Genomic DNA, 20,394 nt, shown 5'->3' with positions numbered 1-20,394 from the left:
CCCCGGCCCAACAATCAAAACCATCTCGAGGCGGGCGTCGGTGGCGGGGGGCGGGGGTCCGCGCGCCCGGCGGTCGGTTCTGCCCGTCCGCTACTTCTCGCCGGGGACGGTGAACCCCTCGGGCAGGACCTTCCAGCCGCCGTTGTCGGCCTTCACGAACCGGGTTCCCTTGATCGGGTTGTGCTCCTTGCCGGGCCCGAACACCCACGGGTTCGCGGCCATCGGGTAGCCGACCGGCTTCATCGTCTTGAACGCCTCGGTGACGGACGCGCGGGTGATGTCGCCCTTGATGCCCTTCAGGACCTGGACGAAGAGGTCCGCCGCCATCACCGCGCCCTGGCTGAACGCGGTCTTCTGGATGCCGTTCCCCTCGACGATCTTCGCCCAGCGGTCGTTGCCCGGCAGCGAGGGGTCGGTGTACGGCTGCCACTCGGCGCCGCAGTAGGCGTTCATCCCCGCCGGGATCACCTTCGCGTTGGCGTCGGTGTAGCTGTTGGCCGCGAGCAGGAAGTCGACGTTCTGCATGCCCTGCGTCTTGGCCTGCGAGAACCAGGGCGCGACGGTCGCGTTGTAGAGGACGGCCTCGCAGCCGGCGTTCTTGTCGGCGACGAGGTAGCGCGTCGGATCGCCGTTGCCGACCGCGAGGTTCTTGTGGGCGAGCGTCTTGCCGGTCAGCTCCGTCCACTTCTTGATGGCGTTCTCGATGCCGCCGCCGCTGCCCGGCAGGACGGTGTAGTCGATGCAGATCCTCTGCTTCTTCAGCGTCTCGGACGCGTAGTAGAGCATCGCGGTCGTCAGCGCGTACGGGCCCGGGTTCACCGGGGCGATGTTCGGGCTGGTGAAGCAGGCCGGGTCGACGCCGACGGCCGGGACCGAGACGATCTTCTCCTTGCTGTAGGTCGCCCGGTTCAGCCCGCAGTCCACCGCGCTGGAGGACCCGGCGAACGCGACCACGCCGTCGGACTTGATCAGCTCGCGGGCCGCCTGGCTGGAGCGCTGCGGGTCCATCGCGTCGTCCTTGCTGATCAGCCTCAGCTTGCGGCCGCCGATGCCGCCGGCGGCGTTGACCTCGTCGAAGACCGCCTTGACGGCCTTCGGTACCTCGGGGGTCTGGAACAGCCCGGTGATGCCGTTGATGGAGCCGACCTTGATCGGTCCCTTGGTGGAGTCGCCCGACCGGCAGCCGGCCGCGGTCACGGACACGGTGACGGACACGGCGAGCGCGGCCGCCGCCGTCGAGAGAGTGCGCTTCATGGCAGAGCCCTTGCTTGCGGGGGGTGGGTGAGAGGGGGGTCGGGGGCGGGACGTCAGGTCGCGGGGACGTCCGCGGTCCCGAGGTAGGCGGCCCGGACGGCGGGGTCCTCCAGGACCTCGGCGGTGGGGCCGGACGCGATGACGTGCCCGAAGTCCAGGACGGTGACCTGCGCGCAGGTCGCCTGGACCAGCTCCATGTCGTGCTCGACGAGCAGGATCGACACCCCGAACCGGGCGGGGACCTCGGTGAGCCGCCGGCCGAGCGCCAGCGACTCGGCGGCGGACTGGCCGGCGGCGGGCTCGTCGAGCAGCGCCACCTGCGGCTTCACGGCGATCGCCGCGGCGACGTCCAGCAGCCGGCGGCTTCCGGCGTCGACGACGGAGACAGGGACGTCGCCGGGCGGGCAGCCGAAGAACTCCAGCAGCTCGTCGGCCTCGGCGCGCGGCAGCCGCCGGCCCGAGCCGATCGTCAGGTACTCGTACAGGGACAGCTCGGGGGCGATCGCCGTGGTCTGGAACGTGCGCCGCAGGCCGCGCTTCGCGCGGGCGCTCGGGCCGAGCCGGTCCAGCGGGACGCCGGCCAGCTCCACCGAGCCCTCGTAGCCCGCGACGAACCCGGTCGCCGCCGCGATGAACGTGGACTTGCCGGCGCCGTTCGGGCCGATCAGCCCGGCGACCGCGCCCTCGGGGACGGTGAGGTCGACCGCGTCGAGCGCGACGACCTCGCCGAACCTGACGGTCAGCCCGCCGACCTTCAGCGCGGGGACGCGGGGGTCGCCGGACGGCCGCGGCGCCGGCACGGTGACGGGCTTCGGCCCACCGGGCGCGTCAGGCCCACCGGGTGCGCCGGGCGCGTCAGGCGCGCCGCCGGGGCGTGCCCCGCCGGTCGCGTCGAGGAGCCTGCGGGCGTCGCGTTCGCGCTTGCGCATCCGGGTCATGTCGGTCTGGCTGAGGCCGCTGCGCAGCGCGAGCAGCGCGCCGGCGCCGAACAGCACGCCGCCGAAGTCCTGCGGCAGCGACAGCTTGTCCATGATCGTCGCCATCACGGCGCCGAACACCCCGCCGAGCACCGCGCCCTCGGGATGGTGCGGCCCGATCATGACGGCGACGGCGAACAGCGCGAGGGACTGCCCCATCGCGAAGTTGCCCGGCACCACCATGCTGAGCTGCCCGGCCAGCAGGCCGCCGCCGATGCCGGCGACGAACGCGCTGATCGCGAACGCGGCGAGCTTGCTGCGCGCCACCGAGACGCCGTGCGCGGCGGCGGAGCGCTCGGAGTGCCGCAGCTCGTACCAGGACAGGCCGAGCCGCGTCCGGCCGATCGCCCGCAGCGCGACCGCGAGGACCGTGAAGACGATGACGCAGAGGACGAAGTAGCCGCCGTCGGTGTCGAACGGCGCCGGCCGGTCCAGCATCGTCAGGTCCGCGGCGCCGGGGAACGGGTTGGCGTTCCACACGATGTCGGCGGACACGGCGAAGCCGAAGGTGACGACCGCGAGGTTCACGCCGCGGATGCGCAGCGCGGGCAGCCCGATCGCGACGCCGACCGGCACCGCCGCCAGGCCGCCGAGCAGCAGCCAGGCGAAGAACCCGCCGGGCGCGCCCATCACGTTGAGCTTCAGCACGACCCACGCGCCGATCGCCGCGAACGACATCTGGCACAGCGACAGCACGCCGGCGCGGCCGACGATCACGCCGAAGCTCTGCATGACCACCGCGCTGACCGCGGCGCTGATCGCCAGGTAGATCCAGTAGGGCGGCAGCACCGCCGGGAGCACCGCGCAGGCGAGCACGGCCGCGCCGAGGCCGGCGCCGAGGCTCCGGCCGGACCGGAGCCTGCCGATCGGGTTCATCGTGCCTCGCTCTCCGCCGCCGGCGTCCCGCCGTCCGGATCGGTCTCGGTGCCGCCGGCGGACGGTGCGCCGCCGAAGTACAGGCGGTGCAGCCGCCGCTCGTCGCCGCGCAGGTCCGCGCACGGGCCGGAGAACACGATCCGGCCCTTGCGGAGCACGTGCGCGCTGGTGCCGACGTCCAGGGCGAGGTTCGCGAACTGCTCGATGAGCACGACCGCGATCCCCATCCCGGCGAGCTCGCCGACCGTGGCCATCAGCCGCCGCACCACCAGCGGCGCGAGGCCGAGCGACATCTCGTCGATCAGCACGACCTTCGGCGCCGACACCAGCGCGCGGCCGAGCACCACCATCTGCTGCTCGCCGCCCGACAGGTGCCCGGCCTGCAGGCCGCGCCGCTTGTCCAGCTCGGGGAAGAGCCGGTAGACGGTCGCCAGGTCGCCGTCGCCCTGCTGCGAGACCAGCAGGTTCTGCTCGACGGTGAGGGTCCGGAACGTGGTGCGCGCCTGCTCGACGTATCCGAGGCCCGCCCGGGCCCGCTTGTAGGGGGCGAGCTTCTCGATGGCGGTGCCGCCGAGCCGGATCGTCCCGGACTTCACCGGGGCGAGGCCGGCGATGCCGTCCATCAGCGTCGTCTTTCCCGCGCCGTTCGCGCCGAGGACGACGGTGACCTCGCCGCGCGCGGCCTCCAGCGCGACGTCGTGGACGACCGGCACATCGGCCCGGTCGACCGCGACGCCCTCCAGCGCGAGAGCCGGAGCCTCCATCACGCGCCGTCCGTCCCGAAGGCGGCGCGGAGGGCGGCGGCCGCGCGGGAGTGGGCCTGCTTCGCGACCGACAGCTCGGAGGCGAGCGGGCCGAAGAACGCGTGGATGAGGCCGTCGTAGCGGACGAGTTCGGTCTCCACTCCGGCGTCCTTCAACCGCCGGGCGTACTCCTCTCCCTCGTCGCGGAGCACGTCGCACTCGGCTTCGAGGATCAGCGCGGGTGCCAGCCCGGACAGGTCCTTGGAGCGCAGCGGCAGGAGGTAGGGGTCGTCGAGGTCGGCCGGGCCGGTCGGGTAGGTGGTGAAGAACCATTCCATGCTGGCCTTGGTGAGGAAGTAGCCCTCCGCGAACTCGGCGTAGGAGGCGCGTCCGTCCTCGGGGTGGCCGAGGACGGGCGAGACGAGCACCTGCAAGGCCAGGTCCGGTCCGCCGAGGTCGCGGGCCTTGAGCGCGGCGACCGCGGCGAGGTTCCCGCCGGCGCTCTCGCCGCCGACGGCGATCCGGGACGGGTCGGCGTTGATCTGCGCGCCGTGTGCGGCGACCCACTGGACGGCTGCGTAGGCGTCCTCGGCGGCGGCCGGGAACGGGTTCTCCGGGGCGAGCCGGTAGTCGACGGAGACGACGACGGCCCCGGCCTCCGCGCAGACGGCGCGGCAGGCGTACTCGTTCTCGTCGAGGCCGCCGATCGTCCAGCCGCCGCCGTGGAACCAGACGAACGCGGGGAACGGGCCGTCGCCCTCGGGGGTGTAGACACGCGCCGGGAGGTCGCCGGCCGGGCCGGGGATCGCGGTGCCGGCGACCGAGCCGACCGGCCGCAGGTCCTCCGGCATCGTCCACATCAGCCGGAACCGCTCGCGCATCGCGGGCACGTCCGGCGGCGCCGCCGCCGCGTCCGGGTCCTCGGCGGGGGTGCGGCCGACGATCCGCTGCGCCTCGGGATGAAGGGGCATCGATTACCTCCGAAGGCCCGGTGCGCCCATGCCCTGGGGGCCGGGCACTCCAAAATCGTATCTGATTCCGTGTACGTTAAAGGCATCCCGTCAACGGTGTCCAGAGCTGGAGCGCGATATGACCGACGAATCCACCCCGGCCGACCTCGTCCTCACCGGCGGCCGGGTGCACACCGCCGACGCCCGGGACCGTGTGGCGGAGGCGGTCGCGGTGCGCGCCGGCCGCATCGCCCGCGCCGGCACCGCCGCGGAGGTCGCGCCGCTGGTCGGGCGCGGGACCCGGGTCGTCCGGCTGGCCGGGCGGTCGGTGCTGCCCGGCATCAACGACTCGCACCTGCACGGCGTCTGGCTCGGCGCGATGTGGCCGTCCCTGCTGATGGACCAGCTGGCCGGATCGGGCGGGCACGCGCACGAGGCGCCGTCCCGGCTGGAGACCTCCGCCGACCGGCGCCGCGCGATCCTGCGCACGTCCGGCCTGCTGGCCTCCCTCGGCGTCACCAGCTACACCGAGCCGGGTCTCGGCCCGGGCGAGGACGGCGGCCCGAGCGGCTGCTTCGGCTCCGCCGCGCTGCGCGACTACGCCGACCTCGCCGCCGAGGGCGCGCTCAAGGCGCGGGTCACCGCGCTGATGCTGTTCGGCGAGCTGGACGGCCGCAGCTCGGCGGCGGACCTGGAGAAGGGGCTGCGCGAGTTCGTCCCGCCGCCGGACGTGCCGGGCCGGTTCCGCGTCGCGGGCGTGAAGATCTTCGCCGACGGCATCCCCCCGATGCGCACCGCCTGGACCGACCGCCCGTACGCGGACGGCGGGCACGGTGCGCTGCTCGTCGACGGCGCGGACGACGGCGAGCGCGAGGCCGCGCTCCGCGCGATGATCGGCATGGCGCACGGCGCCGGGCACCAGATCGGCGTGCACGCCACCGGGGACCGCGCGACCCGCGTCGTCGCGGACGCGCTCGCCGCCGCGACGGACCGCGACGGGCGGGACGCCCGGCACTACGTCATCCACGGCGACCTGCTGTCCCCCGCGACGCTGCGCGTCCTGGCGTCCCGCCGGATCGGGCTGAACACGCAGGCCGGCATCCCGGTCGCGACCGAGCCGATGCTGGCCGCCGCGCTCGGCGAGGACGCGCTGCGGGACGCCTGGCCCACCCGCGACGCGCTCGACGCGGGCGTCCGGCTGTCCCTCAGCTCGGACGCGCCCGTGCTCACCCCGGACTGGCGGATCGGCGTCGCGGCCGCGGTCACCCGCCGGGGCGTGGACGGGAGCGTCCGCGGCGCGGCGCAGCGGCTCGCGCTCACCGAGGCGCTCCGCGCCTACACGATCACCCCGGCCTGGCAGGACGGCGCCGAGCACGAGAAGGGCTCGATCGAGCCCGGCAAGGTCGCCGACCTGTGCGTGCTGGACGCCGACCTGCTCGACCTGGAGCCCGACGCGCTGCCGACGGTGCCGGTGGCGATGACCGTCCTGGACGGCCGGGTGATCCACGAACTCCGTTGAGTCAGGGGGCGGTGGTGCCCCAGGAGGCGGCCGGGTCCACCACGCCCTCGTCCAGCCAGAGGGCGGCGACCGCTTGCGGGAGGTCGGCGCCGTGCCGGGCCAGCAGGTCCAGCGCGGCGAGGTTGTCGTCCAGCTGCGCCCTGCGGCTGACGCCGACCAGGACGTTCGCCACGGCGGGATGGGTGAGGCAGTAGGCGATCGCGAGCTGCGCCGGGGTCGCGCCGAACCGTTCGGCGACCTTCCGGACCTGCGGGTACGCGGCGCGGATCCGGTCGCGGATGCCGCCGGGGTCCTGCCCGATCTTGCGCTGCGGGTCGAGCTTCCCGGCGAGGATCCCGCCCTCCAGCACGTCCGACGCCTGCAGGCCTAGGCCGTCCTCGAACAGCCGGTGGTAGGGCGCCCCCTCGGGCACCGAGCGGCGGGCCAGGCTGTACTTCAGCTGCGCGAACGACGGCGGGACGAGGCCCTCCGCGGTGGCGAACCGGCGGGCGAAGTCCACGTCGGCGGCGGACCAGTTGTTGACGCCCCACGCCGCGAACCGCCCCGCCCGCACGAGCTCGGAGACGTCGGCGACGACCGCGCGCAGGTCCGGCCTCTCCAGGAAGTCGCCGACCACGACCATGTCGGCACGGTCGGTGCCGATGCGCCCGAGCGACACCTCGATCTGCTCGGCGAAGGACAGGGCCGGGTACTCCCAGAGCCAGAGCTTGCCGCACAGCAGGTAGTCCTCGCGCGCGAGGCCCGCGTCCCGGACGGCCTGCCCGAACAGCACGTCCGTCACGGCGTTCTCGGCATGCGGGCCGAAGTCGTAGTGCGCGACGTCGAACATGGCCGCGCCGTGCTCGGCGGCGGCGCGGACCAGCTCGGCGGCCGCCTCACGTTCCATGCGGTCCCAGGTGTTCCAGGACCCCAGCGCCAGCGGCGGCACCTCCGGGCCGTCCGCGCCCAGGCGGCGCCTCGGCACCCGTTCCGAGAACTCCATCGCTGACCTCCGATCGGTGGCCGGCCGTCGCGGGCGGCGCCCGCCCGCGCCCGCCGCTGGCCGTTGACCCGACTGATCGTATAGCATCCTGCATATTCTTTTGCAGAAGGAGATCCGCATGCCGCTTCCCTCCCCCGGCGCCGACCCGTCCGGCATCCTCGGCGTCGCCACCGGCTACATGGCCGCCAAGCAGCTGTTCGCGGCGAGCGAGGCCGGCGTGTTCGCCGCGCTGGCCGCGGGCCCGGCGACCGCGCCCGAGCTGGCCTCCCGCACGGGCCTGCCCGAGCGCACCGCCCGGATCCTCGGCGACGCCCTGTCCGGGCTCGGCCTGCTGGCCCGCGAGGACGGCCGCTACGCCAACACCTCCGCCACGGCCGCCTACCTGGCCGGCGGCGAGCACGGCGTGGACCTGCGCCCCTTCCTGGCCTTCCTCGACGCGATCAGCTACGGGCACTGGCTCGGGTTCGCGGGCACGGCCCGGACCGCCCGGCCGCAGCCGCTCGACCTCGCCGGCGACCGCATGCGGACCTTCATGAGCGGCGTGATGACCTACAACGCCCTGCACGCCCGGATGCTCGCGGAGACGTTCGACTTCACCCCCTACCGGCGGATCCTGGACTTCGGTGGGCTGTCCGGCTCGTTCCTCGCCGAGGCGCTCGCCGCCGCCCCGGACGCCCGCGGAACCTTCGCCTCCGCCGGCGAGCTGGTGGACGCCGCCCGCAAGGTCATCGACGACGCGGGCGCCGGCGACCGCGTCGAGGTCGTCCGCACCGACCCGGTGACCGGCGACGTCCCCGAGCCGCACGACCTCGTCCTGCTCGAACACGTCGTGCACCGCTTCGACGCGGAGCAGAACAGGGCCATCATCGGGCAGGCGCGGCGCGCGGCCTCCGACGGCGCCACCCTCGTGCTGCTCGACTTCTTCCTCGACGCGGACCCGCAGCAGCGCGCCATCGACGCCCTGCACGCGGGCGAGTACCTGGTCATCGACGGCACGGTGGTCTACCCCGAGGACGAGGTGCGCGGCTGGCTGCGGGAGGCCGGCTGGGAGCCGGCGGAGACCCGCGAGCTGCCCGGCAGCCCGCGGATCATCATCGCGGAGGCCCGGTGAGCGCCGGGCGGTCCGTCCTGGTGACGGGCGGCGCGAGCGGCATCGGTCGCGCCGTCGCGGCGGCGTTCACCGCCGCGGGCGACCGCGTCGTGATCGCCGACCGGGACGAGGACGGCGCCGCCGCCGCGGCCGGGGAGATCGGCTGCTCCGCCGTCACCCTGGACGTCACCGACGCCGCGTCCGTCGCCGCCGGCGCCGCCCGCGCCGCCGAGCTCGCCGGGCCCGTCGAGGTGCTGGTCAACAACGCGGGCGTGGTCGCCGGCGGCGGCCCCCTCACCGCGCTGCCGCTGGAGGTGTTCGACACCGTCGTCGCCGTCAACCTGCGCGGCACGTTCACCGTCACGCAGGCGGTCGCGAACCAGATGGTCGAGCACGGCACGAAGGGCCGGATCGTCAACGTCAGCTCGATCGGCGCGCGCCAGCCGACCGCCGGCCTCGGCCACTACGAGGCCACCAAGGCCGCGGTGGACGCGCTGACCCGCACCGCCGCGCTCGAGCTCGCCGCGCACGGCATCCGCGTCAACGGCGTCGCGCCCGGACCGGTCCACACCCCGATGACCGCGGGGCTGATGGACGACCCGCAGGCCCGCGCCGCGTGGGAGGCGCGCATCCCCCTCGGCCGGATCGCGGGCACCGGCGACGTCGCCCCGCTGGTGCTCTTCCTGGCCTCCGACCAGGCCGCGCACATCACCGGCGCGATCGTCCAGGTCGACGGGGGCCAGCTCCTCACCTGACGGACCCCGGACGCGCCGCCCCCTCTCCTTCGCCCGGCGGGGACGGCGCGTCCGGTCACGTCCAGGGGACGTCCCCGGGAGTCAGCCCCTGGCGGTGTGGAGGGCGTCGGCGGTGGCGTTCTTGTGGGCGCACGCGACGCGTTCGATCTCGGCCGGGTCGGCGCCGCCGGAGATGAGCCCGAGGATCCGCTCGTGCTCCTCGACCGACCGGCGGGCGCGGCCGGGGACGTAGCTGAAGGTGGAGCGGCGCATGTGGTCGAGGCGGGTCCACTCCGCCTCGAGGAGGGAGCGCAGGTGCGCGTCCGGGCAGTGCTCGTAGATGGAGAAGTGGAACTCCCGGTTCAGCGCGGTGAACGCGGTCGGGTCGAACTCCTCCAGCGCCTCCACCATCCGGTCGTTGATCTTGCGGGAGGCGTCGATGTGCGCGGCCTTCATCAGCGGCGCGGAGATCGCGGTGGCGTACCCCTCCAGCCGCGCCAGGATCTGCAGGGTGTGCTCGACCTGCTCGGCGTCGAAGACCGCGACGCGGGCGCCGACGTTGCGCACCACCTCGACCAGCCCGTCGGACTGCAGGCGGCGCAGCGCCTCGCGCAGCGGGATCGTGCTGACCCCGGTCTCCTGCGCGAGCTGGTTGATGACCAGCCGGTACCCGGGCACGTAGGTGCCATCGAGGATGCGCGACCGCAGCAGCTCGTAGCAGAACTCTGCCTTGCTCTCCTTGCCCTGGTCCTGCTTCCTGGCGGAACTCACCCGGTTCTCCTCATCCTCGGCCCGCACCCCACGGTCCCGTCCACGGCCCGGTCACCGCGCCAGCGCGTCCAGGAGCGTCTCCCGGAAGCGCGCCCCGCCCGGCACCTCGTGGTGGGCGCCGGGAACGGTCACCAGCCCGGCCCCGCCGAGCCCCTCGGCGAGGTCCCCGATTCCTCGGGTCAGGTCATCATTCTCGCCGACGACGAAGACGGGAAGGACCTTCGCGTTCCAGGGGCCGCCGGCGAACGGCGTCGAGCGCAGCCCTTCGACGCACAGGGCGAGGCCGCGGGCGCGGTCGCCCTGCGCGGTGACCATGGCGGCGATGGCCGCGGTGAACGGGTCGGGGCAGGGGGTCCCGTCCGCCACGGCGCGGTGGAGGGCGCCGACGTCGACGGCGGTGAACGGCTCGGCCGGGCTCAGCCCGCCGAGGACGGAGCGTTCCACCCGGTCCGGCGCGGTCGCGGCGACCTCCCAGGCCAGGCGGGCGCCGAGGGAGTACCCGGCGATGTCGAAGGACGCGGCGCCGGCGCCGTCCATGACCGCCAGCAGGGCGGCGGCGAGCGCCGGGGCGGTGGCCTCGGCGGCCGACCGCGGTGCGGGGCTGTCCCCGTGGCCGGGCAGGTCGGGGACGACGACGGTGCGGCCGGCGCCGGTGAGGGCGGCGGCCGTGCCGGTGTCGATCCAGTCGGCCGCCCCGTCGGAGCCGAAGCCGTGCACGAGCAGCACGGGCGGCGCGCCGGCGGGCTCGGCGGGCGTGAGCGTGCGGGCCGCGAGGCCGCCTCTGTCGCGCATCCTTCCAGCACCTCCTAGAGGATTTCGTACACGATTTGCGATCATACTGTACCGACCCGGCCGCGCCCGCTCCCCCGGTCCGGTGAACGAGCCGCGTCCGACACCAGAGCAGCCTCCCCTCGACATTGTGCATGACTTCATATACGATTTCGTTGCCCGTCCTCCCCGTCCGTCACAGGAGCGCCCCGTGCCGCACCCCCTGGGCAACCGGCCCTCGAAGATCATCGCCGTGCACCTGAACTTCCCCTCCCGGGCCCGCGAGCGCGGCCGGATCCCGGCGGCGCCGTCCTACTTCCTGAAGCCGCCGTCCTCGCTGGCCGGCTCCGGCGCCCCGCTGACCCGGCCGGCCGGCTGCGAGCTGATGACGTTCGAGGGCGAGATCGCCCTGGTCATCGGCCGCACCGCGCGGCACGCCTCCCCCGCGGACGCCTGGGACCACGTCGGCTGGGTGACGGCGGCGCACGACGCGGGCGTGCACGACCTCCGCCACGCCGACCGCGGCTCGAACCTGCGCTCCAAGGGCGCCGACGGGTTCACCCCGATCGGCCCCCGGCTGCTCGACGCGCGGGGCCTCGACCCGCGCGGGCTGCGGGTGCGCACGTGGGTGAACGGCGAGCTCGTCCAGGACGGCACCAGCGACGCGCTGCTGTTCCCGTTCGCCGACCTCGTCGCCGACCTGTCCCGGCTGGTCACGCTGGAGCCCGGCGACGTCATCCTGACCGGCACCCCGGCCGGGGCGTCCGTCGCCGCGCCCGGCGACACCGTCGAGGTCGAGGTGACCGCCGGGCGGCTGTCCACCGGACGCCTCCGCAACGAGGTCGTCGAAGCGGACCGCGCGCTGCCCGAATGGGGCGCGATGCCCCGCGTGGACGAGGCGGTCCGCGCCGACGCGTGGGGCCCGGCGTACCGGCCGAAGCCCGCCCTGGATCCGGCGGCCGAGAAGGCGCTGCGCGGGCTGTCGACCGCGACGCTCAGCTCCCAGCTGCGCAAGCGCGGCCTCCAGCACATGTCGATCGACGGCGTCCACCCGGCCGGCGGCGACACGAAGATGGTCGGCACCGCGCACACACTGCGCTACCTGCCGCTGCGCGAGGACCTGTTCACCGCGCACGGCGGCGGCATGAACGCGCAGAAGCGGGCCGTGGAGGAGCTGCGGCCCGGGCAGGTGCTGGTGATGGACGCGCGCGGCGACACCACCGCCGGGACGATCGGCGACATCCTCGCGCTGCGCGCCGCCAAGCGCGGCGCGGCGGGCATCGTCACCGACGGCGGGCTGCGCGACAGCGCCGCCGTCGCCGGCCTGGACGTCCCGGTCTTCCACGGCGGCGCGCACCCGGCCGTCCTCGGCCGCCGGCACGTGCCGTGGGACACCGGGCTGCCGATCTCCTGCGGCGGCGCGCTCGTCCAGCCCGGCGACGTGCTGGTGGGCGACGCCGACGGCGTCGTCGTGATCCCCCCGGACCTCGTCGAGGGACTCGTCGGGGACGCCGTCGAGCAGGAGGCGCAGGAGCGCTTCATCACCGAGCGCGTCGCCGCCGGAGAGCCGATCGAGGGCCTGTACCCGCTCGGGCCGCGCTGGCGCGAGGCGTACGAGGCCTGGCGCCGCGACGGCCGTTGACCAGCCCCTTTCCCGAGGAGGACATGTGAAGTTCCGCACCGACCCGGCGACGATCCGCGGGTCGATCGCCCCCGTGGTGACGCCGTTCACCGCCGACGGCGCCCTCGACCTCGACGCGCTGCGCGGGCTGGTCCGCTGGCAGCTGGAGTCCGGCTCGCACGGCGTCTCGCTCGGCGGGTCCACCGGCGAGCCGAGCGCCCAGACCGCCGCGGAGCGCATCGAGGCGATCCGCGCCGCCGCCGGCGAGATCGCCGACCGCGTCCCGTTCCTGCCCGGCACCGGCTCGGCGAAGCTGGAGGAGACCCTGGAGGTCACCGCCGCGGCCCGGGACGCCGGCGCCGACGCCGCGCTGGTCATCACCCCGTACTACGCGCGGCCCACGCAGGACGCCCTGTACGAGTGGTACGCGACCGTCGCGCGCGAGTTCCCCGACCTGCCGATCGTCATCTACAACGTGCCGTCCCGCACGGCCGTGGACATCGCGCCCGGGACCGTCCGGCGGCTGTTCACCGATTTCGACAACGTCGTCGGGATCAAGGAGACCACCAGGGACTTCGAGCACTTCTCCCGCGTGCTGCACGCCTGCGGGCCCGAGCTGCTCGTCTGGTCGGGGATCGAGCTACTGTGCCTGCCGCTGCTGGCGCTCGGCGGCGCCGGGTTCGTCAGCGCGGTCGCCAACCTCGCCCCGGACGCGGTCGCCCGGATGTACGAGCTGTGGACGGCCGGCGACCACGCCGCCGCCCGCGACCTGCACTACCGGCTGCACCCCCTCGTCGACCTGCTGTTCGTCGAGACGAACCCGGCGCCCGCCAAGTGGGTGCTGGAGCGCTGCGGCCGGATCCCGTCCGGGCGCGTCCGGCCGCCGCTGACCGCGCCGTCCGCCGAGGCGCGGGCGCGCATCGGCGCGCTGCTCGACCAGGCCGGCGACCTCACCGCGGCCCTGGCGAGGCGGCCCTGACCCGCGCCGCCGCCCCGACCACCGAACCGGAAGAGAGCACGATGCCCGTCCCCTCCAGCCCCCGCCCCGCCGGCCTGCCGGACCGCATCCGGCACTGGATCGGCGGCGCGTTCACCGACAGCGCCGACGGCGCGGTCTTCGACGTCGCCGACCCCGTCTCCAACGCGCCCTACGCCGTCGCCGCCGCGGGCGGCCCCGCCGACGTGGACCGCGCCGTCGCCGCCGCGAAGGCCGCCTTCCCCGCCTGGTCGGCCCTCGGGAACCGCGAGCACGCGAACGTCCTCACCCGCGTCGCCGACGCGGTCGAGGCGCGCGAGGACCGGCTCGCCGAGCTGGAGTCGTTCGACTCCGGCCTGCCGATCACCCAGGCGCGCGGGCAGGCGCGCCGCGCCGCGGAGAACTTCCGCTACTTCGCCGACGTCGTCGTCGCGCTCGGCGAGGAGGCCTACCGGGCCGGCGACCAGCAGATCAACTACGTGGTGCGCACGCCCGCCGGCGTCGCCGGGCTGATCACCCCGTGGAACACCCCGTTCATGCTGGAGAGCTGGAAGCTGGCGCCGGCGCTGGCGTCCGGCTGCACGCTGGTGCTCAAGCCCGCCGAGTGGACGCCGCTGTCGGCCGGGCTGTGGCCGGAGATCCTCGCCGAGGCGGGCGTGCCCGCGGGCGCCGTCAACATCGTGCACGGGATCGGCGAGGTGGCCGGGCAGGCCCTCGTCGACCACCCGGACGTGCCGCTGCTGTCGTTCACCGGCTCGACCGACACCGGGCGGCACATCATGCGCTGCTCCGCCGACGGCCTGAAAGCGCTGTCCATGGAGCTCGGCGGCAAGTCGCCGGTCGTGGTGTTCGCCGACGCCGACCTCGACGCCGCGCTCGACTCGGTGGTGTTCGGCGTGTTCTCCCTCAACGGCGAGCGCTGCACGGCCGGGTCCCGGGTGCTGGTGGAACGGCCCGTGTACGAGGAGTTCACCCGGCGGCTCGCCGAGCGCGCCGGGAAGGTGAGGGTGGGGCCGCCGGCCGACCCGTCCACCGAGGTCGGCGCGCTCGTGCACCCCGAGCACTACGCGCGCGTGATGGAGTACGTCGAGATCGGCAGGCGGGAGGCGAAGCTCATCGCGGGCGGCGAGCGGCCCGGCCACCTGCCCGAGGGCAACTACCTGCAGCCCGCCGTGTTCACCGACGTGCCGCGCGACGCCCGCATCTTCCAGGAGGAGATCTTCGGCCCCGTCGTGGCGGCCGCGCCGTTCGACGACGAGGCCGAGGCGGTCGAGCTCGCCAACGCCACCCGCTACGGGCTCGCCGCCTACGTGTGGACGGGCGACCTGCGCCGCGGCCACCGCATCGCCCACGCGGTCGCCTCCGGTATGGTCTGGATCAACTCGCACAACGTCCGTGACCTGCGCACTCCCTTCGGAGGCGTGAAGGACTCGGGCCTCGGCCGCGAGGGCGGCGCGCACAGCATCGACTTCTTCTCCGAGTTGAAGATCGTGCACGTCATGCTCGGCGAGGCCCGCACGCCCCGCTTCGGCGCCCAGGAGCAGTCATGAGCACACCCCCCGACGTCATCCGCTCCGCCTACGCGCAGCTCGCCGTCACCGACCTGGCGGCGGCCCGCTGGTTCTGGGTCGACATGCTCGGCCTGCACGTCCAGCACGAGGAGGCGGACGTCCTCTACCTGCGGGGCACCGACGAGCTCACGCACCACTCGCTCGTGCTGCGGGCCGGTCCGGTCGCGGCGCTGGACCACATCGCCTACCGGGTCCGCGCGCCCGAGGACGTGGAACGCGCCGGACGGTTCTTCGCCGGGCTCGGACGGCCCGTCCGCCGCGTCCCCGCCGGGACCGGGACGCACGGCGTCGGCGACGCCGTCCGGGTCGTCGACCCGCTCGGCTTCACCGTCGAGTTCTTCCACGGCATCGCGCGCGGCGAGCGCCTCATCCAGCGCTACGACCTGCACCGGGGCGCCCGCATCGCGCGGCTCGACCACTTCAACGTCTGCACCCCCGACATCCCCGCCGCGTACGCGCACTACCGCTCGCTCGGGTTCGGCTGCTCGGAGACGATCGAGGGCGACGAGCACGAGCTGTACGCGGCCTGGATGTACCGGAAGCAGACCGTCCACGACGTCGCGTTCACCGGTGGCGCGGGCCCCCGCCTGCACCACATCGGGATGGCCACGCACGAGTCGCACCAGGTGCTGCACACCGCCGACGTCTTCGGCTCGCTCGGGAAGCAGCACCACATCGAGCGCGGCCCCGGCCGCCACGGCGTGTCCAACGCCTTCTACGTGTACCTGCGCGACCCCGACGGGCACCGGGTGGAGATCTACACCTCCGACTACTACACCGGCGACCCCGACCACGAGACGTTCCGGTGGAACGTGCACGACGACCGCCGCCGCGACTTCTGGGGCAACGCGGTGATCGAGTCCTGGTACAAGGAGGCGTCGCCCGTCCTCGACCTGGACGGTGCGGTCCAGCCGGTGTCGGAGTCCGTCCTTGACGAGTCGTCCGTGCGGGTCGGCGCCGACGGCCTCGGGATCGTGGACGGGACGAAGGGCTAGAACCCGCTCAGGGCCGGGTGGTCCCTGCACCATGCCGGGCGGCCGGGTCGGTGACGGCCGCGCCGCCCGGCCGCAGGTCGATGGCGCCGGCGGGCGTCAGGCGTCGAGCAGGCCGATCACCTCGGCGTCCAGGCCGATCTCCGGGTCGGCCGCGCACGCGGCGCGCAGGGCGCCCGCCAGCGTCGCCGCCGCGAGGGCCGCCAGCCGCTCGCGCGGGACGTCGCGGTGCCGCAGGTGGTCGATGACGACCTCGTCCAGGTAGCCGACCCAGCCGCGCATCGTGGTGCGCAGCACGGGACGTGCCGGGCCGGGGACTCCCAGCGCGTCCAGCAGCCGTCGCGCCCCCTGCCAGCGCAGGTCCTCCACGATCGCGCGGACCTCCGGGTCGGAGCCGTTCCCGCCGCGCATCACCGCCAGGAACCCGGCGGCGTTGGCCTCCATGAAGGCGATGTGCCGGTCGAGGGCGTCGCGCAGCCGCTCCCCCGGCGTCGCGCCCTCGGGCTCGGCCTCGTGGACGACCCGCAGCCGGTCGGCGGCGGCGCGGATCGTCGCGAGGTAGAGGCCGCGCTTGTTGCCGAAGTGGTGCGCGATCAGCCCGTAGGCGACGCCCGCCCGCCGCGCGATCTCGGTGGTGGTCACCTCGTCGTAGGCGCGGCCGGCGAACAGCTCGGCGGCGGCGTCGACCAGCATCCGCCGGCGGTCGGGCCGGGACTTGCCGGGCTGAGCCATGGGCGGCTCCTCGGATTGACGTGCGGTCGCGGGCGAGTCTAGCCTCCCGTATTGATTGATAATCAGTCAATACGGGAGGCGATGATGGCCCGGATCGAGCTGGCGGACGCGCCGGTCCTGCTCACCGGCGCGTCCAGCGGGATCGGCCGCGCGCTGGCGTTCGCGCTGGCCGGGCGCGGTGCCCGGCTGGCGATCGCGGCGCGCCGGCGGGACGCGCTGGAGGAAGTGGCCGACCGGATCGCGGCGCGCGGCGGGACGCGCCCGCACGTGATCGAGGCCGACCTGTCGCGCCCGGGCGCCGCCGCCGAGCTCGCCGGTGCGGCGGCGCGGGCGCTGGACGGGGTGCGGGTGCTGGTCAGCAACGCCGGCGCGGGGCTCGTCGCTGCCCAGGGCGAGCTCGGCGACGGCGCCGACGCGCGGGCGCTGTTCGAGACGAACTTCTGGTCGCCGCTCGCGCTGGCCCGCGCGCTGCTGCCGGGGATGCGCGGCGGCGGGGTGATCGTCAACGTCACGTCGACGCTGCAGGCGCTGCCGGTCCCGATGCTCGGCCACTACGGCTCGGCGAAGGTCGCGCTCGCGCACGCCACCCGCACGATGCGCAACGAGCTGCGCGGCACCGGCGTCACCGTCCTGGAGTACGTGCCGGGCGCCACCGACACCGACGCCCGCGACGTCGGGCTGCTGCCGTGGCGCGGCAAGCCGGTGCGCACGCTCCCGCCGGTCTCCCCCGAGTCCGCCGCGCGGGCGGTCGTGCGGGCGATCGAGCGCGGCGAGCACCGCCGCGTCCACCCGTTCCCCTCGCTGCTGCCGCTGGAGGTCCCGGCGGTCGGGCGCCTGGCGGCCCGGGCCGCGGCGCGCCGGATTCAGGTGCCGCGGAGCTTCTGAAGCCCGCGCTCCGACGCGCTGCCCGGCGCCGCCGTGTAGAGCACGACGCGGTGCTCGCCGCCGGGGACCGGGAGGATCTCGCAGTCGAGTTCGAGCTCGCCCGCGACCGGATGGACGGCGCGCTTGGTGATCGTCCGCTGCACCTCGATCTCGCGGGCCGCCCACATCCCGGCGAACCGCGGGCTCGCGGCCGACAGCTCGCCGACGATCGCGCGGACGGCCGGGTCGGCGGGATAGCGGCCGCTCGCGCGCAGGTCGGCGACGCACCGGCGGGCCAGCTCGAGCCGCGCGCCCTCCAGCGGCCCACCGAACAGCCAGCGCAGCGTGTTGCGCCGTTCCGGCGGAGCCTGCGCCAGGTCGCCGATCAGCGCGGTCAGCATCCGGTTCCACGCGAGCACGTCGTAGCAGGCGTTGATCACCATCGCCGGGACGCCGTCCAGCCGGTCGAGCAGCCGCAGCACGTTGGCAGGGACCTCCGCCGGAGCGGGCACCGGCGGCGGCGCCGCGAACCCGAGCAGGTAGCGGGTCTCGTCGCCGGTCAGCCGGAGCGCGCGGCCGAGCGCGGCGAGCACCTGCGCGGACGGCCTCGGCCCGCGCCCCTGCTCCAGCCGGATGTAGTAGTCCACCGAGATGCCGGCCAGCAGCGCGACCTCCGCGCGGCGCAGCCCGGGCGTCTGGCGGCGCCCGCCGGCGGCGAAGCCCGCCTCGCCCGGCCGGACCCGGTCGCGCCGGCTGCGCAGGAAGCCGGCCAGCTCCCGCCTGTCCATCCCCGGTTCCTCTGCGCTCACCCTGTCCGTGCTCGCCGTGTCCATGCCCCTCATGATGCCGCCGCCCGGGGTGGTACCGCGGGTCCCGGTCCCCGCCGTGCCTACCCCGCCGCGCCGGCGCGGCCCCAGCCTGGAGCCATGACGATCTTGGTCACCGGAGCGCGCGGCGGTGTCGCGCGCAGCCTCGTCCAGCAGCTCCACGCTGCGGGCCTGCCCGTCCGCGCGGCCGGCCGCGACCCCGCGGCGGCGCGCCTGCCCGGCGGCGTCGAGGCCGTCCGCGCGGACCTCGCCGACCCGGGCACGCTCGGCCCGGCCCTCGACGGCGTCCGCCGCGTCTTCCTCTACGCCGAGCGGCAGGGCCTCGGCGGCTTCACCGAGCGGGCCCGCGCCGCCGGCGTCGAGCACATCGTGCTGCTGTCGGCGGCGGGCGCCGACGCCGCGTCGGCGGACCCGATCGCCCGGCTGCACGGCGAGGCGGAGGAGGCCGTCGCCCGTTCCGGCATCGCGTGGACGTTCCTGCGCCCCGGCGGCTTCGCGACGAACGCGCTGCAGTGGGCCGGCACGATCCGCGCGGACGGGACCGTCCGCGACCCGTTCCCCGAGTCGTGGACGGCGCCGATCCATGAGGCCGACATCGCGGCGGTGGCGCTGCGCGCCCTGACCGAGCCGGGACACGCGGCGACCATGCCCGTCCTCACCGGACCGGCGCGGTTGACCAGGCGGCGGCAGGCCGAGCGGATCGGCGAGGCGATCGGCCGCCGTATCACCGTCGAACGGCAGGACCTGGACGAGCACCGGCGCGACCTCGCCCGGTGGGGCCCGCCGGAGGTCGCCGAGGCGCTGATCCGGCACGCGGCCGCGGCCGTCGACGCGCCGCCGCCCGTCACCGGGGACGTCGAGCGGATCACCGGGCGCCCGGCCCGCACGTTCGCCGCGTGGGCCCGCGACCACGCCGCCGACTTCCGCTAGCCGGACGGCTCGTCGGGCAGCGTCGGGACCGCGATGCCCGGGTCGCGGCCGAGCAGCACCGCGCGGGTGATCGCGGACGATCCGAACCGGCCGCGGACGCCGTCGACGGCGGCGTCCGCGGCCTCGCCGGCGTCGAACGGCAGCGCGAGCTGGACGACCCGGTCGTCGTGCAGGGAGCCGAGCGACACCCCGATCAGCGTGAGCCCGCGCTCGGCGACCAGCGGCGCGGCGCCGCCGAGCAGCCGGCGCGCCGCGTCCAGCAGGACGGACGTCTCGGCCGTGGCCTGCGGGAGCGTGTGCGAGCGGGAGGCGCGGGCGTAGTCGCCGAACCGCAGGCGCAGCGTGACCGTCCGGCACACCCGGTGCGCGCCGCGCAGGCGCCCCGCGAGCCGGTCGACGAGCCCGACGAGGATGGCGTCCAGCTCCTCGGGCGGCCGTTCCCGGCGGCCGAGCGCGCGCTGGGCGCCCATCGACCGGCGGCGCACCCCGGTGCGGACGGGCCGCGGGTCCCGGTTGCGGGCCAGCGCGTGCAGGTGCCGGCCGGCGCCGGGCCCGAGCAGGGACACCAGCGTCGCCTCCGGCATGTCGGCGACGTCGCCGACCGTGACGACGCCGTAGGCGGCGAGCTTGGCGGCGGTCGCCGGGCCGACGCCCCAGAGCCGCCGCACCGGCAGCGGGCGCAGGAAGTCCAGCTCGCCGTCCGGCGGGACGACGAGCAGCCCGTCGGGCTTGGCGACGCCGCTGGCGACCTTCGCCAGGAACTTGGTGCGCGCCACGCCGATGGTGATAGGCAGCCCGACCTCCTCGGCCACCCGGCGCCGCAGCCCGGCCGCGATGCCGGCCGGGGTCCCGGAGATCCGGCGCAGGCCGTCCACGTCGAGGAACGCCTCGTCGATCGACAGGCCCTCGACGAGCGGCGTCGTGGCGCGGAACAGCGCGAACACCGCCTTGCTCGCCTCGGCGTAGGCGTCCATCCGGGGCCGGACGACCACGGCGCCCGGGCACAGCCGGCGCGCCTGCCCGCCGCTCATCGCGGTGCGGACGCCGTGCGCCTTGGCCTCGTAGCTGGCCGCCAGCACCACGCCCCCGCCGACGATCACCGGCCGCCCGCGCAGCGCGGGGTCGTCGCGCTGCTCGACCGACGCGTAGAAGGCGTCGAGGTCGGCGTGCAGGATCGTGGCGGCGCGGGACACGAACATATGTTCGCATACCGGTTC

The 20,394-nt window shown here is 75.2% G+C and carries 19 protein-coding genes; 9 read left to right on the top strand and 10 right to left on the bottom strand.

What is annotated here, in order from left to right; translation table 11 throughout:
• Window positions 1-90: 90 nt before the first annotated feature.
• Genes AB0C78_RS45390 through AB0C78_RS45375 form a run of 4 tightly spaced genes read right to left on the bottom strand, consistent with a single transcriptional unit; the run spans window position 91 to window position 4,821 of the window.
• Entirely contained in the window at window positions 91-1,254 is a 1,164-nt protein-coding gene (locus AB0C78_RS45390) for an ABC transporter substrate-binding protein (protein ID WP_360760959.1), read from the bottom strand.
• Window positions 1,255-1,307: 53 nt separating this feature from the next.
• Window positions 1,308-3,107, bottom strand: a complete 1,800-nt coding sequence (locus AB0C78_RS45385; RefSeq protein WP_360760957.1) for an ATP-binding cassette domain-containing protein — start codon at window positions 3,105-3,107, stop codon at window positions 1,308-1,310.
• Window positions 3,104-3,871 carry an ABC transporter ATP-binding protein gene (locus AB0C78_RS45380; protein WP_360760955.1) on the bottom strand — a complete coding sequence of 256 codons (768 nt, stop codon included), beginning with the start codon at window positions 3,869-3,871 and terminating at the stop codon, window positions 3,104-3,106. Before AB0C78_RS45380 ends, AB0C78_RS45385 begins: the two co-directional genes overlap by 4 nt.
• On the bottom strand, window positions 3,871-4,821 hold the full coding sequence (locus AB0C78_RS45375; RefSeq protein ID WP_360760953.1) for an alpha/beta hydrolase: 951 nt from the start codon (window positions 4,819-4,821) through the stop codon (window positions 3,871-3,873). Before AB0C78_RS45375 ends, AB0C78_RS45380 begins: the two co-directional genes overlap by 1 nt.
• Before the next feature lie 118 nt (window positions 4,822-4,939).
• Here AB0C78_RS45375 and AB0C78_RS45370 point away from each other — a divergent pair, with 118 nt between their 5' ends.
• On the top strand, window positions 4,940-6,319 hold the full coding sequence (locus AB0C78_RS45370) for an amidohydrolase family protein (RefSeq protein WP_360760951.1): 1,380 nt from the start codon (window positions 4,940-4,942) through the stop codon (window positions 6,317-6,319).
• A gap of 1 nt (window position 6,320) precedes the next feature.
• Here AB0C78_RS45370 and AB0C78_RS45365 read toward each other — a convergent pair whose 3' ends face one another.
• On the bottom strand, window positions 6,321-7,301 hold the full coding sequence (locus tag AB0C78_RS45365; RefSeq protein WP_360760949.1) for an aldo/keto reductase: 981 nt from the start codon (window positions 7,299-7,301) through the stop codon (window positions 6,321-6,323).
• A gap of 118 nt (window positions 7,302-7,419) precedes the next feature.
• Between AB0C78_RS45365 and AB0C78_RS45360 the strand changes: the two genes are divergently transcribed.
• Together AB0C78_RS45360 and AB0C78_RS45355 are read left to right on the top strand one after the other, a co-directional pair.
• Window positions 7,420-8,412 (top strand): methyltransferase, encoded by a 993-nt coding sequence (locus tag AB0C78_RS45360; protein ID WP_360760947.1) that lies wholly within the window; start codon window positions 7,420-7,422, stop codon window positions 8,410-8,412.
• Complete coding sequence (locus AB0C78_RS45355; RefSeq protein ID WP_360760945.1) at window positions 8,409-9,146, top strand: SDR family NAD(P)-dependent oxidoreductase; 738 nt, start codon at window positions 8,409-8,411, stop codon at window positions 9,144-9,146. The genes AB0C78_RS45360 and AB0C78_RS45355 overlap by 4 nt, the downstream gene beginning before the upstream one ends.
• Window positions 9,147-9,227: 81 nt before the next feature.
• On the opposite strand, the gene AB0C78_RS45350 is transcribed toward AB0C78_RS45355, so the two are convergent.
• The gene (locus tag AB0C78_RS45350) at window positions 9,228-9,896 is read right to left on the bottom strand and encodes a GntR family transcriptional regulator (RefSeq protein WP_151543813.1); all 669 of its coding nucleotides are present in this window, start codon (window positions 9,894-9,896) and stop codon (window positions 9,228-9,230) included.
• A gap of 51 nt (window positions 9,897-9,947) precedes the next feature.
• A complete protein-coding gene (locus tag AB0C78_RS45345; protein ID WP_360760942.1) occupies window positions 9,948-10,688 on the bottom strand; it encodes an alpha/beta fold hydrolase in 741 nt (246 codons plus the stop codon).
• Between the two features lie 187 nt (window positions 10,689-10,875).
• On the opposite strand from AB0C78_RS45345, the gene AB0C78_RS45340 reads away from it, so the two are divergent.
• Genes AB0C78_RS45340 through hpaD form a run of 4 tightly spaced genes read left to right on the top strand, consistent with a single transcriptional unit; the run spans window position 10,876 to window position 15,827 of the window.
• Entirely contained in the window at window positions 10,876-12,306 is a 1,431-nt protein-coding gene (locus tag AB0C78_RS45340; RefSeq protein ID WP_360760940.1) for a fumarylacetoacetate hydrolase family protein, read from the top strand.
• A 25-nt stretch (window positions 12,307-12,331) separates the two neighbouring features.
• Window positions 12,332-13,264, top strand: coding sequence for a 4-hydroxy-tetrahydrodipicolinate synthase (dapA, locus tag AB0C78_RS45335; RefSeq protein ID WP_360760938.1), 933 nt, complete (start codon window positions 12,332-12,334; stop codon window positions 13,262-13,264).
• A gap of 41 nt (window positions 13,265-13,305) precedes the next feature.
• The gene (gene hpaE / locus AB0C78_RS45330) at window positions 13,306-14,811 is read left to right on the top strand and encodes a 5-carboxymethyl-2-hydroxymuconate semialdehyde dehydrogenase (protein ID WP_360760936.1); all 1,506 of its coding nucleotides are present in this window, start codon (window positions 13,306-13,308) and stop codon (window positions 14,809-14,811) included.
• Window positions 14,808-15,827: a 3,4-dihydroxyphenylacetate 2,3-dioxygenase gene (hpaD, locus tag AB0C78_RS45325; RefSeq protein WP_360760934.1), complete on the top strand. Its 1,020-nt coding sequence runs from the start codon at window positions 14,808-14,810 to the stop codon at window positions 15,825-15,827. The genes hpaE and hpaD overlap by 4 nt, the downstream gene beginning before the upstream one ends.
• A 96-nt stretch (window positions 15,828-15,923) precedes the next feature.
• Here the strand turns inward: hpaD and AB0C78_RS45320 are convergent, their stop codons facing one another.
• Window positions 15,924-16,556 carry a TetR/AcrR family transcriptional regulator gene (locus AB0C78_RS45320; protein ID WP_360760932.1) on the bottom strand — a complete coding sequence of 211 codons (633 nt, stop codon included), beginning with the start codon at window positions 16,554-16,556 and terminating at the stop codon, window positions 15,924-15,926.
• 84 nt (window positions 16,557-16,640) lie between these two features.
• On the opposite strand from AB0C78_RS45320, the gene AB0C78_RS45315 reads away from it, so the two are divergent.
• Window positions 16,641-17,441, top strand: coding sequence for an SDR family NAD(P)-dependent oxidoreductase (locus tag AB0C78_RS45315; protein ID WP_360760930.1), 801 nt, complete (start codon window positions 16,641-16,643; stop codon window positions 17,439-17,441).
• Here AB0C78_RS45315 and AB0C78_RS45310 read toward each other — a convergent pair.
• Window positions 17,420-18,208 carry a helix-turn-helix transcriptional regulator gene (locus AB0C78_RS45310; RefSeq protein WP_360760928.1) on the bottom strand — a complete coding sequence of 263 codons (789 nt, stop codon included), beginning with the start codon at window positions 18,206-18,208 and terminating at the stop codon, window positions 17,420-17,422. The two genes, AB0C78_RS45315 and AB0C78_RS45310, sit on opposite strands and share 22 nt — an antisense overlap.
• Before the next feature lie 138 nt (window positions 18,209-18,346).
• On the opposite strand from AB0C78_RS45310, the gene AB0C78_RS45305 reads away from it, so the two are divergent.
• Window positions 18,347-19,177 (top strand): NAD(P)H-binding protein, encoded by an 831-nt coding sequence (locus AB0C78_RS45305; protein ID WP_360760926.1) that lies wholly within the window; start codon window positions 18,347-18,349, stop codon window positions 19,175-19,177.
• On the opposite strand, the gene dinB is transcribed toward AB0C78_RS45305, so the two are convergent.
• Complete coding sequence (gene dinB / locus AB0C78_RS45300; protein ID WP_360760924.1) at window positions 19,174-20,370, bottom strand: DNA polymerase IV; 1,197 nt, start codon at window positions 20,368-20,370, stop codon at window positions 19,174-19,176. The two genes, AB0C78_RS45305 and dinB, sit on opposite strands and share 4 nt — an antisense overlap.
• Window positions 20,371-20,394: the final 24 nt, after the last annotated feature.

The organism is Actinomadura sp. NPDC048394 (assembly GCF_040651755.1).
Taxonomy (GTDB): domain Bacteria; phylum Actinomycetota; class Actinomycetes; order Streptosporangiales; family Streptosporangiaceae; genus Spirillospora; species Spirillospora montaniterrae.
Note: the sequence above shows the minus strand (reverse complement) of the source record. Positions and strands in the feature narration are given on the sequence as shown.